Origin of the sequence: Mesorhizobium sp. M0062, from assembly GCF_040323125.1 — a bacterium.
GTDB lineage: Bacteria > Pseudomonadota > Alphaproteobacteria > Rhizobiales > Rhizobiaceae > Mesorhizobium.
Window position 1 is genome coordinate 321684 of sequence record NZ_JAMYUO010000002.1, and the last position, 14980, is coordinate 336663.

Below are 14980 nucleotides of genomic sequence, written 5' to 3' on the forward strand. Positions count from 1 at the left end.
GATCAGAGTCTTGCTGGCCGCCTGAGGTCAAGGGTCATGGGGAAGTCTTCAGAGGCTTCTTCATTGCGCAGCACATAGGCCGACGGCGTATGGCCGCGAGGCTCGAAGCGGGCGAGACGCCGCGCCTCGGCCTCATTGCCGTTGACCGGGAACGTGTCGTAGCTGCGCCCACCTGGATGCGCGACATGGTAGACGCAGCCGCCCACCGCCCGCCCCGACCAACGGTCGTAAATGTCGAAGACCAAAGGCGTGTTGACCGGCAGCGCCGGATGCAGGCCCGACGAAGGCTGCCAGGCCTTGAAGCGCACACCGGCCACCGCGACCTCGCGATTGTCGGTGACCTTCATCGGCACGATTCGGCCATTGCAGACAATGGCATGACGTTCCGGGTTGAGGCCTTCGGTCCTGACCTGCAGCCGTTCGACCGAGGAATCGACGAAGCGCACGGTGCCGCCGATGGCGCCTTGCTCACCCATCACATGCCACGGCTCCAGCGCCTGCCGCAGTTCCAGCTTGATGCCGGCATGCTGGACTTCGCCGCAGAACGGAAAGCGGAACTCCAGCTGAGCATCGAACCATTCCGGCCGGAATTCGAACCCGTTGAGCTTGAGGTCGTCGAGCACGTCGAGGAAATCCGCCCAGACATAGTGCGGCAGCATGAAACGGTCATGGAGCGAGGTGCCCCAGCGCACGAAGCGGCCATCAAGCGGGTTCTTCCACGCACGGGCGATGATGGCGCGCACCAGCAATTGCTGCGCCAGCGACATGCGCGCATTGGGCGGCATCTCGAAACCGCGGAACTCGACAAGCCCAAGCCGGCCGGTCGGGCCATCGGGCGAAAACAGCTTGTCGATGCAGATTTCCGAGCGGTGCGTATTGCCGGTGACGTCAGTCAACAGATTTCGGAACAGTCGGTCGACCAGCCAAGGCAGCGGTGCGTTGCCCTGGTCGGGATGCGGCACCTGCGCCATCGCGATCTCGAGTTCGTAAAGCGAGTCATGCCGCGCCTCGTCGAAGCGCGGCGCCTGGCTGGTCGGGCCGATGAACAGGCCGGAGAATAGATAGGACAGCGACGGGCGCCGCTGCCATTGTAGCACCAGGCTCTTCAACAGATCGGGCCGGCGCAGGAACGGGCTGTCATTGGGCGTTGCGCCGCCGACGACGACATGGTTGCCGCCGCCGGTACCGGTGTGGCGGCCATCGATCATGAACTTGTCGGCGCCAAGCCGTGTCTGCCGTGCTTCCTCGTAGATCGCCGTCGTCGTCGCCACGCAGTCCTGCCAGTTGGCAGCCGGATGGATGTTGACCTCGATGACGCCGGGATCGGGTGCCACCCTGATGACGTTGAGGCGCGGATCGTGCGGCGGTCCATAGCCTTCGATATGCACGGGAAGGCCGATCGCCTTGGCCGCGTTTTCTGCGGCTGCGACGAGCTCCAGATAGTCTTCCAGCGCCTCGACCGGCGGCATGAAGACGCACAGCCTGCCGTCGCGCGGCTCGACCGAAAGTGCTGTACGCACCGCGCCGCCGATCTCGGTGATCTCCTGCTCGACCCGGTCTTGCTGACCGGTCGTCGCAGTGAACGATACCGCCTGCTGGCGCCGCGCCATCTCGTCGGCGCCTTCCAGTTCGGCCGGAGCCGGTTCTGGCAGTATGGCTTCCCGCGCCGGCAGCGGTCCACGCGGCAGCGACGGATCGACCGGCACGATATAGGGGAACTGCGCCGGCGGCACATAGGGCAGCGTGCCCAGCGGCAGGCGGTAACCGACAGGGGAATCGCCCGGCACCAGGAACAGCCGCCCGCGCCGTGTCTTCCACTTCTCCGAGCGCCAGCGCGGGTCCGAAGCCTGGCTGTTCCAGCGCTGCACCGGCAGCACGTAGCCGGACGGCTTGGTCAGCCCGCGCTCGAACACTTTCGCCATGCGGCTGCGCTCTTCGGGGTCTTCCAGCTTGGAGTTGGACGGATCGACATTGTCGGGCAGCTTGCCTTCCTTCAGCAGCCATTCGGCCGGGTCCTCATAGGCCTCGCTGACCATCGCCTTGTCGATGCCGAGTTCGCCGGCGATTGCCGTCAGCAAGCTTTCGGCTTGCTGCGGCCCGACCTCCGCATCGCTCTTTTCGTGTGCGATCAGCGACGGATCGCTCCACACCGGCTGGCCGTCGGTGCGCCAATACAGCGAGAAGGTCCAACGCGGCAGGCTCTCGCCCGGATACCATTTGCCCTGGCCGTAGTGGAGGAAGCCGCCCGGCGCGAAGCGTTCGCGCAATTTGCGGATCAGCGCATCGGCCTTTTCGCGCTTGGTCGGGCCGACGGCGGCGGTGTTCCACTCGGCGGACTCGAAATCGTCGATGGAGACAAAGGTCGGCTCGCCGCCCATGGTCAGCCTGACGTCGCCCGCTTGAAGTGCGGCGTCGACCTTGTTGCCCAGCGCATCCAGCGCCTGCCAGCTTTCGTCCGAGAATGGCTTGGTGATGCGCGGATGTTCGGCGATGCGGTCGACACGCATGTCGAAGCCGAATTCGACATTGGCGAAGCTCGCCATGCCGGAAATGGGTGCGGCGTTGCGGAAATGCGGCGTGGCCGCCAGCGGCACATGGCTTTCGCCGGTGAGCAGGCCGGACGTCGGATCGAAGCCGATCCAGCCGGCGCCCGGCAGATAGACCTCGCACCAGGCGTGCAGGTCGGTGAAGTCTACGGCGGTCCCGGCTGGGCCATCGAGCGCGACCAGATCGGGCTTCAGCTGGATCAGATAGCCGGAGACGAAACGAGCGGCGATGCCGAGATTCCTGAGGATTTGCACCAGCAGCCAGCTCGAATCCCGGCACGATCCCTTTTTCGCGGCCAGCGTTTCCTCCGGCGAGAACACGCCGGTTTCCATCCGCACGATATAGGCGATTTCGCGCTGCAGCCGCGCATTGAGGTCGACGACGAAGTTGACGGTGTTGGTGGCGCTACGGTCGATGTTTGCGAGGAAAGCAGACAGCAGCGGCCCCGCCGGCTCCGGCGTGCGGTAGATGGCGAGATCGTCCCTGATGTGTTCGGGGTACTCGAACGGGAAGGTCTCGGCCGATGGTTCGACGAAGAAATCGAACGGATTGTAGACCGTCATGTCGGCGACGAGGTCGACCTCGATCTTCAATTCCGTCACCGGTTCCGGGAAGACGAAGCGGGCGAGGAAATTGCCGTAGGGGTCCTGCTGCAGATTGACGAAGTGGTTCGCCGGCCCGACCTTCAGTGAATGGCTGAGCACCTTGGTGCGGGAATGCGGTGCCGGCTGCAGCCTGATGACCTGGGGCCCGAGAACCACCGGCCGGTCATATTTGTAATGGGTCAGGTGGTAGACGGCTGCCAGTATTGCCATGGGGCCCCGGAGATCGGCGTTTCTTCAGCCGAACCCTGACACATCTATTGGCCATTCTCCAAGCAGAGATGTTGCGCTGCACCTAAATTAAGCACCCGAAGCCGGCTACGCTGTGTCGAGATTCAGGTCAGGCCGAGTCGAAAATGGCTGATACCGAGAACCGGAGCAGAGCGTACTTTTCGTACGCGAGCACCGGAAGCGCAGGCATCGGCCATTTGCAGGCCGGCCTCACCTGAACATCGGCACAGCTTTAGAAAAACGCCTGTATCCCCGTCTGAGCCCTGCCAAGGATCAGCGCATGCACGTCATGCGTACCTTCATAGGTGTTGACCGTCTCCAGGTTCTGCGCGTGGCGCATGACGTGGTAGCCGATCTGGATGCCGTTGCCGCCATGCATGTCGCGGGCCTGGCGGGCGATGTCGAGCGCCTTGCCGCAATTGTTGCGCTTGACGATCGAGATCATCTCCGGTGCCATCTTGCCTTCATCCATCAGCCGCCCGACGCGCAGCGAGCCCTGCAAGCCGAGCGCAATCTCGATCTGCATGTCGGCGAGCTTTTTCTGGAACAACTGCGTGCCGGCGAGCGGCTTGCCGAACTGCTTGCGGTCGAGTCCATACTGCCGGGCCCGGTGCCAGCAATCCTCGGCGGCGCCCATCGCGCCCCAGGAAATGCCGTAGCGGGCCCGGTTGAGGCAGCCGAATGGGCCGCCGAGGCCCCTGGCGTTGGGCAGCAGCGCGTCTTCGCCGACTTCGACGCCTTCCATCACCACCTCGCCGGTGATCGAGGCCCTAAGGCTGAGCTTGCCGCCGATCTTCGGCGCCGACAGCCCCTTCATGCCCTTCTCCAGCACGAAACCGCGGATTTCGTCCTTGCCGTTGTCGCCCTTCAGCTTCGCCCAGACCACGAACACGTCGGCGATCGGCGCGTTGGATATCCACATTTTCGAGCCGGAAATCCTGTAGCCGTTCGCGGTCTTCTCGGCCCGCGTCTTCATACCGCCGGGATCGGAACCCGCATCCGGCTCGGTCAGGCCGAAACAGCCGATCCATTCGCCCGAAGCCAGCTTCGGCAGGTATCTCTTGCGCTGCTCTTCCGTGCCATAGGCATGGATGGGGTACATCACCAGCGACGATTGCACCGACATCATCGACCGGTAGCCGGAATCGACCCGCTCGACCTCGCGCGCCACCAACCCGTAGGTGACGTAATTGGCGCCGAGCCCGCCATATTCCTCAGGGATGGTGATGCCGAGCAGGCCGGCCTCGCCCATCTCGCGAAAGATGCCGGCATCGGTCTTTTCCTCGAGATAGGCCTCCTCGATGCGCGGCGCGAGCTTGTCGGCGGCAAAGGCGGCCGCGCCATCGCGCACCATGCGCTCATCCTCGGAAAGCTGGTTCTCGATCAGGAAGGGGTCTTCCCAAACGAACGCGTTCTTGTCGGCGGCCATGGCTTCGCTCTCTCCCAAAATCTTGAAGTGCTCGGGCTTATCCGCCTTCGCTTCGGAAAAATCAAACAAAATTGCATCACAGGTCAATGAGGTTTAGTAATGGATCATGAACGTCCAACGCCGGCTTTTACCCAGCACCAGCGCCCTTGCCGCCTTCGAGGCCGTGGCCCGCCTTAGCTCCTTCACCGCTGCCGCCCAGGAACTCGATTTGACCCAAGGGGCCGTCAGCCGCCAGATAGCACTTCTGGAGGAACAGTTCGGCCGCCGGCTGTTCGAGCGCGACAGCCGCAATGTTCGGCTGTCCACGGCGGGCGAAATCTATGCCGAAGCCGTGCGGGCGGCACTCGGGCAATTGCGCGACGCCGCGCTCGGATTGATGAGCAATCGGCATAGCGGCATGCTGAACCTCGCCATACTGCCGACCTTCGGCACGCGCTGGCTGATGCCGCTGATCCCGGATTTCGTCGCAGAGAACCCTGACATCACCATCAACTTCGTCACCCGCATAGGCCGCTTCGACTTCGCCCGCGAGCGGCTCGACGCCGCCATCCATCATGGCCAGCCGGACTGGCCGGACGCAGATTCCACATTGTTGATGCGCGAAACCGTGATGCCGGTGGTCTCGCCAGACTTCCTTGCCAGCCGCGATATCACCACGGCGGCCGAGATCAGCCGCCTGCCGCTGCTGCACATGGCGACGCGTCCCGGGGCCTGGGGCGAATGGTTCGAGGAACAGGGCTTGAGCGCACCGATCGGACCCGGCATGCAGTTCGAGCAATTCGGCACCGTTGCCCAAGCCTGCATGGCGGGGCTTGGCGTCGCGCTCCTGCCGCAAGTTCTTATCGCCGGCGAATTGCAGCGCGGTCAGCTCGTGCCGGCGCCGGGACAGCCGATGCAAAGCCGCAGCGCCTACTACCTCGTCGTCCCGAACGACAAGCGCGGCCACCCGCCCGTCGTCAGCTTTCGCGACTGGCTGCTGGGCCAGGTTGAGAAGGAACCGGCCGTTCTGGCCTGGTAGCTACTTCCGCTTCATCGGCTCGGTTTCCGGCTGGAAGCGCAGCGTTTTTGCGACTTGCGTTCGGCAACTTTCGCATCGAGCTTGCTTTTGATCCGGGCGAAAGCCTGGTCTCCATCGACCGAACTGCCACTCGCCATGCCCTCGTCCCAAAGACGCCCCAACTCTTGGACACTCACTTTCTCGAAACTTGCCATATCGCGCGTATCTCCACACAAGGATGGTAGATAACGCTCTAGCGATTGCAAGGAACCATTCGAGGCTACTTCCGCTTCAAGGCATCGGCCAGTGCTGCGCCAAACGCGCCTCGCTGTGCCGGTCCTTCCGGCTGACGCTGCGGCATCGGCGAAGGTTGCGCCGGCTTGCCGCCGCCATTGTCGCGCGGCCCCTTCGGCGTCCCGCCCTCGCCGCCGTCCTTGCGCATGGACAGCGCGATGCGCTTGCGCTTGATGTCGACATCGACGACCCGCACCTTCACCACATCGCCCGCCTTCACCACCTCATGCGCGTCCTTGATGAAACGATCGGCCAGTTGCGAGACATGCACCAGCCCGTCCTGGTGCACGCCGATATCGACGAAAGCGCCGAAGGCCGCGACATTGGTGACGGTGCCTTCGAGAAGCATGCCGGGCTTCAGATCCTTGATATCGTCGACGCCGTCGGCAAAGGTCGCCGTCTTGAAGCCGGGGCGCGGGTCGCGGCCGGGCTTTTCCAGCTCCGCAATGATGTCGCGCACCGTCGGCAGGCCGAACCGTTCGTCGACGAAGACGCGCGGATCGAGCGCCTTGAGCGCGGCACTGTCTCCCATCAGCGAGCGCACATCGCGACCGCAGACGGCTACGATCTTCTTGGCCACGACGTAGGCTTCCGGATGGACCGACGAGGCGTCGAGCGGCTCGCTGCCATTGGCAATGCGCAGGAAGCCTGCGGACTGTTCGAACGCGCGCGGTCCGAGCCGCGCTACCTTGAGCAGCTCCTTGCGGCTGGCGAACGGCCCGGTCGCATCGCGATGCGCGACAATGGCATCGGCAAGCGACGCGCCCAGGCCTGACACGCGGGCCAAAAGCGGCGCCGAGGCAGTGTTGAGATCGACGCCGACGGCATTGACCGCGTCCTCCACCACCGCCTCCAGCGAGCGGCCAAGCCGGTACTGGTCGACATCATGCTGGTACTGGCCAACGCCGATCGATTTTGGCTCGATCTTGACCAGTTCGGCGAGCGGGTCCTGCAGGCGCCTGGCGATCGACACCGCACCGCGCAGCGACACGTCGAGCCCGGGAAACTCAGCCGCCGCTGTCGCCGAGGCCGAATAGACCGAGGCGCCGGCTTCGCTGACGATCACCTTGAGCGGCTTCGGCCCACCATCCGAAGGCATATCGGACAGCATGTCGGCGACCAGCTTTTCAGTCTCGCGGCTGCCGGTGCCGTTGCCGATCGAGATCAGCTCGACCTTGTGCAGGCGGATGAGCTTGGCGAGCTCCGCCTGTGTGCCGCGCACATCGTTCCGCGGCGGAAATGGATAGACCGTCGTCGTCGCCAGCACCTTGCCGGTGCCATCCACGACAGCGACCTTGACGCCGGTGCGGATGCCGGGATCGAGGCCCATGGTCGGCCGCGAGCCGGCGGGTGCTGCCAGAAGCAAATCCTTGAGGTTGCGTGCAAAGACATGGATCGCCTCTTCCTCCGCCCGCTCGCGCAGGTCGCGCATCAAATCGAGCGTCAGGTGCAGCGAAAGCTTGATCCGCCAGGTCCAGCCGGCGACTTCCATCAGCCAGCGGTCGCCCGGCAGGCTGCCGCCGATGGCGTAGGCATTGGCGATCATCCGCTCGACCGGCTTCACCGGCGAGGCATCGTCGGCATCGACCTCGATGTCGAGCGACAACACCTCTTCGTTGCGGCCGCGCAGCATGGCCAGCGCACGGTGGCTCGGAACATTGGCCCAGCGCTCGACATGCTCGAAATAGTCGGAGAATTTCGCCCCGGCCTCCTGCTTACCGTCGACGACACGGGCACGCATGAAAGCGCGCTCCTTCATGTAGGTGCGAAGCTTGCCGACCAGATCGGCATTTTCCGCGAACTGTTCCGACAGGATGTCGCGTGCGCCTTCCAGTGCGGCCTTGGCGTCGGTCACATCCTCGGTCACATAAGCCAGCGCCGCCTCGGCGGGCACCAACGACCGGTTGGCCAAAATAGCCTCCGCCAATGGCCCCAGCCCGCGCTCCCGGGCGATCTCGGCCTTGGTGCGCCGCTTGGGCTTGTAGGGCAGGTAGATGTCTTCCAGTTCAGCCTTGGTGGCGGCAGCCACAATTTTGGCCTCAAGTTCTTCGGTCAGCTTGCCCTGCTCGCGGATCGAACCGAGAATGGTATCGCGGCGCGCATCGAGTTCGCGCAGATAGGCCAATCGCTCGGCAAGGTCGCGCAATTGGGTGTCGTCGAGCCCGCCGGTGACCTCCTTGCGGTAGCGCGCCACAAACGGCACCGTCGCGCCCTCATCGAGCAGCCCTATAGCTGCTGATGCCTGCTCCGGCCGCGCCCCGATCTCTGCCGCGATGATGGATGCGATGCGTTTGCTGTCTGCTGCCATGCTGGTCCCTGTCGCAAAGAGGGGCGACCATAGGCGCTGATGTCCGTCACGCCAACCGCAGTGTTCTCAAGCGTCAAAGAGGTCCACAGGAAAGCGCCTTGCTTTGGCTCGTCCTCAGACCATCCCGCTCAGCGCCTCGAAAAAGGCAACGATCTCGCGTTCGAGCGGATAATCTTCAGGCACCGGCTGCGACCCCATTTTTGCAAACACCACTTCCATCTTCGGATCGACGTAGAGCCATTGGCCGTGGATGCCGATGCCGCAGAAAGCACCGTTTGCCGCACCCGTTTGGTACCACTTGTTGCGATAGCGGCCCTTCGGGAACAGATGCACCATCGTGCCGCGCTGCCAGGCCTCCGCGCTGCCGCCGGCAACGGTCGTATCGCGCACCCAGCCTTCCGGCACGATGCGCCGGCCATTGGCCGTGCCGCCCTGCCGCATCATCTCGCCGATACGCGCCAGGTCGCGCGGCGTCACCGAAATGCCGCCGGCGGTGCGCGCCGTACCTTCCATGTCGAGGCCGATCGAAGCCTCGCTGACAGCACCCAGCGGTAGCCACAGTTTCTCGCGCATCAGGTCCGGGAAGCGCTGGCCGGAAGCTCGTTCGAGCAGCAGGCCGAGCAGATCGGAATTGGGCGAACGGTAGCGGAAGGTTTTGCCGTGCGGTTCTTCGAGCCGCTGCAAGGTCAGAATGAATTCGCGCAAGCTTTCAGTGCCGCCGCCCGGATTCCACAGCGTCGCGCGGCGGTAACGGGCAAAGGCGCTTTCGGGATCGAGATAGGCCTCCTCGAAATCGAGGCTGACGCTCATATCGAGCACATGCCGGCAGCTTGCATCGGCATAGGCCGAGCCGGCGGCTTCCGGAATGTACTGGGTCACCGGCGCTTCCGGGTCGAACACGCCCTCGCCTTCCAGTATTCCGGCGATGATCGCGGTGACCGATTTGCTGATCGAAAAGATGATGTGACGGGCACCGAAATCCATATTGGGCGCGAACCAGTCGCCGATGACCTTGCCAGCCTTCATCACCGTCAGCGCGTCGCTGCTCGAACGTGTGAGGAATTCGGCCACCGTCTCCGGCGCGCCGGCGACGGGGACGTTTTCGCCGAGCAGGCCGCTCAGGTCCCGCACCGGTGCCTCGACGCTTCCCGGCGTCGCCGCCACGGGGGCGGTAGGCACCAGCTCGCCAAGGTTCTGGAACGACCAGCGGTTGAACGGGCTTTCGCGCCAGTTGGAGAGCAGCACCTCATTGCGGGCAAAGCCGTAGCGGGTCTCGAACGCAGTCTTGCCGGTCATGAACGTTTCCTCGGAGGGATGGTTTGTTGTGGGTCAACCAAGCGCCTTGGCGATGGCGTGCACCGCCTTCAGCGTTGCCACCGAATAGGCGACATTGCTGAAATCCGGATAGCTTGAAAGCTTGACCACGACCATGCCGGTGTCCCAGTCGATATGGATCATCTGCCCGAACACGCCCCGGCACATCAAAGCGCGCGTGCGCGGATTCTCGATCCAGAACTGGTTGCGATAGCTGCCCTCCGGCAGGCTCGGATTGAAGTCCGGCCCATGCTTGCCGTTGCGCGTCGCCTCGATCCAGTCGGCCGGCACGATGCCGCGGCCCTTGTCGAGGATCAGCTGGCCGAAGCGGGCGTAATCGCGCAGCGTCGCGTTGAAGCCGCCATCGGCCAGCGCATAGCCGGCGCTGTCGACCGTGAAGCAAGCGCTCTCGTCGGCGCCGAGCTTCTGCCACAGCTCCTCGGACACCAGCTGCGCCAGACGTTTACCGGTGACCCGCTCCATGATGAAGGCAAGCACGTCGGTCTCGATCGAGCGGTACTCGAACGCGGCGCCATGCGGCCGCACCTTGTCCTTCAGCTGCAGGATCAACTCGAACAGATGCGGCGGCCATTGGAAATCCGGATCGCTGTCCGGCGGCACCGGCTTCCAGCCCGTGGCGACATCAACCTGGCCGATGTCGGAGTAACGGTCGGTGTATTCCTCGGAAAACCGCACGCCGGTGGTCATATCCAGCACATGCTGCACGCTGGCGCCGTCCCAGCCGGTCGCGCCGAGCTCCGGCAGATAGGCGCTCACCGGTTTGGCCGGGTCGATCAAGCCGCGCCCAACCAGAATACCGAACACGGTGCCTGTTACCGACTTCGCCATCGACTGCGACAGATGCAGCGTGCGCTCGGCCATGCCGTTGAAATAGCGCTCATAGGCGACCTTGCCGTCTTTGAGCACCAGGAAGCCGTCCGTGTAGGTCTCGTCGAGCAGGCCAACGAGCGTCGTCGGACGGCCCTTGCTGTCTTCCACCGGCAGCGCGTCGAGATCGGTCTCTGCGCGCTCAAGACGATGGCGATGGCCATTACCGCGCCAGACCTCGATGGTCGGCAGGAATTCGCGGATGTGTTGGAAGGCCCAGCGATTCCATGGCGGCCGGTCCCAGTCGAGCTTCGGCAGCACCATTTGAGGCGGCGAGCCCTGCATGATCGACGGCCGCGGATCGCTGTTGCGATAGGAGTCCATGAAAGCCATTCCGGAAAAGAAAAGACCCGGCGGCGCATGCCGCCGGGTCTGTCAGACTGCGGTTATTTCTGCAGTTCGGTCCAGATCTTGGTGTAGATGTCCTGGATCTCAGGCGCGCACATCTTCTGGAATTCGCCTTGTGCCTTCGCAGCCTCCGGAATGACGACTTCCGGGGCATCCTTCATATCGGCCGGCATGTATTTGTCCGAGCCGGTAATGGCGTTTGCGTAACGGTGGAAGGCCGAGAGGCCGGCCGCGTTTTCCGGATCCATGATGAAGTTCTGGAACAGCTTGGCGTTCTCGACATTTTTGGCTTCCTTGAGAACGACGACGTTATCGCTCCACAGGCCGTAGCCTTCCTTCGGATAATTGTAATGGATGGCCGGATTGGCCAGCCGCTGACGCAGCGCCGAACCGTTCCAGTCGCTGGTCGCCTTGAAGTCGCCGGCGCCCATCTTTTCGATGGTGTTGTATTCCATGGCGATCCAGTTCGGCTTGGCCGCGACAAGCGTGTCGCGCACCTTCTTCAGCACCGTCTTGTCGTCGGTGCACTGCTGGCCGCCGACATATTTGATCGCCGCGAAGATAACGTCATTCATCTCGGGAACGACATTGGTCTTGCCCTTCAGCTCGTCCGGCGTGTTGAAGATGATGCCCCAGCTGTCGGCTGGTCCCTTGTAGGCATCGGTGTTGACGACGACGCCGACGGTGCCCAGCGCCCACGGCACGGAATATTTGCGGCCGGGGTCGAAGTCTGGATTGGCCCATTCCGGCGCCACGTTCTTGAAGTTCTCCATCTTGCCCGGATCGGTCTCCTGCACGAGGCCCTCCTTGATCCAGATCGGCACGTAGGTTTGCGACGGAACGGCGATGTCGAAGCCGGTGCCGCCCTGGCGTACCTTGGCGAGCGCCGTATCGTTGGAATCGTAATCGGTGATGGTCACCTTGACGTTGTATTTGGCTTCGAACTTTTTGATCACGTCGGGGCTGGTATAGTTGCCCCAATTGTAGATGTTCAGCTCGCCATCGGCGCTGGCCAGGCTCGTCGTTGCGAGCAGCGCCAACCCCATGGCGGCTGTCGTTGTTTTCCAGTTCATGGTTTTAGCTCCCATTTGTCGGTTCAGTCTCTTTTCCTGCTGACGAAGAAAAACAACGTGACGATCGCGACCGAAAGCAGCAGGAAGGCGGTCGATATCGCGTTGATCTCAGGCGTGATGCCGCGGCGGATCTGGCCGAGCATGTAGGTGGGCAGCGTATCCTGGCCGCCCGATTTGACAAACTCGGTGATGACGACGTCATCGAGCGAGATGACGAATGCCAGCATCAGTCCGGCCAGTATGCCGGGCCACAAAAGCGGCAGCGTGATGCGGCGGAAGGTCTTCCAAGGCGTCGCGTACAGATCGGCGGCCGCGCGCTCCAGCGTCAGGTCCATGTTTTCCAGCCGCGCCCGGATCGGCAGATAGGCGAACGGGATGCAGAACGCCGTGTGCGCGGCGATCAGATAGCCAATGCCGGAATAGCCGGTGAAGATCTTGATGCGCGAGAAGAAGATCAGCAGCGCCACGCCGGTGACGATCTCGGGCACCATCAGCGGCTGGTTGATCGCCGCATATTTGAAGGTGAGGCCCGGATAGGACGCGGTGCGCGTGGTGGCGAGCGCGGCCATGGTGGCAAAGATTGTCGACAGCACCGCAGCGACGGCGCCGATCTGGAACGAGCGTAGCGTCGCGTCGATAACTTGCACGTTCTGCCAAGCCGACTGGAACCAGCGCATCGAAAAGCCGCCCCATTCGGACGTCGAGTTCGCCGCGTTGAAGGCATAGGCGACCAGCACGATGATCGGCAGATAGAGCACGATAAAACAGGTCGCAGCGATCACCGTGAAGCCGGTCTGGTGCTTGATGGAAAAGTTCTTAGCCATGCCGCACCCCCGACTTGCCGGCATTGCGCACATAGGCAAGCAGCGCCACCATGACGATGATCATCACCGTGATCGACAGCGCCGAGCCGAGCGGCCAGTTGCGGCCTTGGCCGAACTGCAATTCGATCAGGTTGGACAGCATCATATTCTTGCCGCCGCCAAGCACGCTCGGCGTCACATAGGCGCCAAGGGCTGGAATGAAGACCAGGATGGAGCCGGCAATGACGCCGGGTTTGACCAGCGGGAAAATGATCTTCCGCAATACCTTGAAACGGGTCGCGTAGAGGTCGTAGCCCGCCTCGACGAGGCGAAAATCAAGCTTCTCCATGCTGGCATAGATCGGCAGCACCATCAGCGGCAGATAGACATAGGCCATGCCGATCAGAATCGCCGTGTCGGTGAAGAGGATCTGCACCGGCGCCGAGACGATACCAAGCTTGATAAGGATGGTGTTGATGATGCCTTCGTTGCGGATGATCTGCAGCACGGCGAAGGTGCGGATCAGAAGGTTGGTCCAGAACGGAATGGTGATCAGGAACAGCCAGAGATCCCTGGTTTTCTCGCTGCGCGTCGCCATGAAATAGGCGGTTGGAAACCCCAATGCCAAAGTGGCGATCGTCGTTATCACCGCCAGCTTGATCGAGCGCCAGAAGATGGTGACATGCGCTGCCGCAAGCGAAAGCGTATCGTCGAAAATGTCGCGTTCCATGAACACCGACAGCCAGGCATCGGGCGAGAACTGCCACTTCACATCGCCATAGGGGCCAGGCGTCAGGAAGGAGTAGATCAGCACGATCAGCAAGGGGCCGGTCGCGGCGAGGAAGATCACCAGCAAGGCTGGCGCTGACAGAAGCCAGCGGTCGCGCACATCGCGTCGCTGCGCTGCCTTGGCGACTTGTTCCGCGGTCGCCATGATCAGTCCTTCAGCACTTGCGCGGCGTCGTTGCCGATCGTGATGCCGATCTGGCCGCCCTGCACGAAGCCGTCACCGGCGCCGCGGCTGTTCTGACGCCGCACGATGAACGGCTCGCCACCGGCAAGGCGCAGATGGAAGTGCGTGTCGGTGCCGAGATAGACGATGTTTTCGACGGTGCCGGACAGCGAAGCGCTCGGGCTGGCCGTGCCCAACTGCGCATGCTCTGGACGCACGACGATGGTGACCTTGCCGCTGGGGCTGAAGCCTTCCGGCAGCGAGGCTGGGATTTCCACACCAGACGGCAGCTTCACCGTCGCCCGGCCACCAGTCGCGCTAACCACATCCGCCTTGAGGAAGTTCGACTCGCCGATGAAGTCGGCGACGAAACGCTCGGCCGGCCGGTCGTAGATGTCGCGCGGCGAGCCGACCTGCAGGATTTTGCCCGACGACATCACCGCGATGCGATCCGACATGGTCAGCGCTTCCTCCTGGTCGTGGGTGACGAAGATGAAGGTGATGCCCGTCTCGTGCTGCAGCCGCTTCAATTCGATCTGCATTTCCTTGCGCAGCTTGTAGTCCAGGGCCGAGAGCGGTTCGTCGAGCAGGAGCACCTTGGGCTGCGGCGCCAGCGCCCGGGCGAGCGCCACGCGCTGCTGCTGGCCGCCGGAGATCTGGCTGGTGCGGCGGCCCGCCAGCGCCTCCATCTTCACCAGTTTCAGCATCTCGGCGACGCGCGCCTTGATCTCGGCCTTCGGCTTGCCCAGCATTTCCAGGCCAAAGCCGATATTGTCGGCGACCGTCATATGCGGGAACAGCGCGTAGGATTGGAAGACGGTGTTGACCGGTCGCTTGAAGGGCGGCAACGGCGCGATGTCCTGGCCGTAGAGGAGGATTTCGCCGGCGGTTGGAAAGTCGAAGCCGGCAATCAGCCGCAGCAACGTGGTCTTGCCGCAGCCGGATGGTCCCAGCAGTGTAAAAAACTCATTCTCGCGGATAGATACCGAGACCGTATCGAGGGCAGCGACCTGCCCCTCACCCGATCCGAAAATTTTACTGACGTTTACGACTTCAATTGCATTCCGATCCGGTTTTTCCGGCACGATACGCCTCACTGTTGACCCCGCTCTTGCTGGCGGAGTTTTTCCCCTGTTCGATGTGACCACACGGCCGGTAGGTTGGCAAGTCCGGCATTGAATCACAGTTCAGTCG

General features: G+C 63.1%; 11 protein-coding genes. 1 reads left to right on the plus strand and 10 read right to left on the minus strand.

Translation table 11 applies throughout. The features are described 5' to 3' along the window. Nucleotides 1–2: 2 nt before the first annotated feature. The gene (locus tag NKJ64_RS03740; protein WP_023754988.1) at nt 3–3362 is read right to left on the minus strand and encodes a transglutaminase family protein; all 3360 of its coding nucleotides are present in this window, start codon (nt 3360–3362) and stop codon (nt 3–5) included. Between the two features lie 250 nt (nt 3363–3612). Further along, complete coding sequence (locus NKJ64_RS03745) at nt 3613–4809, minus strand: acyl-CoA dehydrogenase (RefSeq protein WP_023754989.1); 1197 nt, start codon at nt 4807–4809, stop codon at nt 3613–3615. Between the two features lie 106 nt (nt 4810–4915). Here NKJ64_RS03745 and NKJ64_RS03750 point away from each other — a divergent pair, with 106 nt between their 5' ends. Beyond that, entirely contained in the window at nt 4916–5827 is a 912-nt protein-coding gene (locus tag NKJ64_RS03750) for a LysR family transcriptional regulator (RefSeq protein WP_023754990.1), read from the plus strand. A gap of 11 nt (nt 5828–5838) precedes the next feature. Here the strand turns inward: NKJ64_RS03750 and NKJ64_RS03755 are convergent, their stop codons facing one another. The 8 genes from NKJ64_RS03755 to NKJ64_RS03790 form a co-directional block, all read right to left on the minus strand. After that, the gene (locus tag NKJ64_RS03755; RefSeq protein ID WP_023671771.1) at nt 5839–6021 is read right to left on the minus strand and encodes a hypothetical protein; all 183 of its coding nucleotides are present in this window, start codon (nt 6019–6021) and stop codon (nt 5839–5841) included. A gap of 65 nt (nt 6022–6086) precedes the next feature. Further along, the gene (locus NKJ64_RS03760; protein ID WP_352461995.1) at nt 6087–8408 is read right to left on the minus strand and encodes a Tex family protein; all 2322 of its coding nucleotides are present in this window, start codon (nt 8406–8408) and stop codon (nt 6087–6089) included. 114 nt (nt 8409–8522) lie between these two features. Further along, nucleotides 8523–9704, minus strand: a complete 1182-nt coding sequence (locus NKJ64_RS03765) for a serine hydrolase domain-containing protein (protein ID WP_352461996.1) — start codon at nt 9702–9704, stop codon at nt 8523–8525. A 33-nt stretch (nt 9705–9737) separates the two neighbouring features. After that, a complete protein-coding gene (locus tag NKJ64_RS03770) occupies nt 9738–10934 on the minus strand; it encodes a serine hydrolase domain-containing protein (protein WP_023691711.1) in 1197 nt (398 codons plus the stop codon). 62 nt (nt 10935–10996) lie between these two features. Continuing rightward, nucleotides 10997–12031 carry an ABC transporter substrate-binding protein gene (locus NKJ64_RS03775; protein WP_023683465.1) on the minus strand — a complete coding sequence of 345 codons (1035 nt, stop codon included), beginning with the start codon at nt 12029–12031 and terminating at the stop codon, nt 10997–10999. A 23-nt stretch (nt 12032–12054) separates the two neighbouring features. Beyond that, nucleotides 12055–12855 carry an ABC transporter permease gene (locus NKJ64_RS03780; protein ID WP_023671766.1) on the minus strand — a complete coding sequence of 267 codons (801 nt, stop codon included), beginning with the start codon at nt 12853–12855 and terminating at the stop codon, nt 12055–12057. After that, nucleotides 12848–13768: an ABC transporter permease gene (locus tag NKJ64_RS03785; protein WP_023828190.1), complete on the minus strand. Its 921-nt coding sequence runs from the start codon at nt 13766–13768 to the stop codon at nt 12848–12850. Before NKJ64_RS03785 ends, NKJ64_RS03780 begins: the two co-directional genes overlap by 8 nt. Nucleotides 13769–13770: 2 nt before the next feature. Then, on the minus strand, nt 13771–14871 hold the full coding sequence (locus NKJ64_RS03790) for an ABC transporter ATP-binding protein (protein ID WP_023699750.1): 1101 nt from the start codon (nt 14869–14871) through the stop codon (nt 13771–13773). Between the last annotated feature and the right edge of the window lie 109 nt (nt 14872–14980).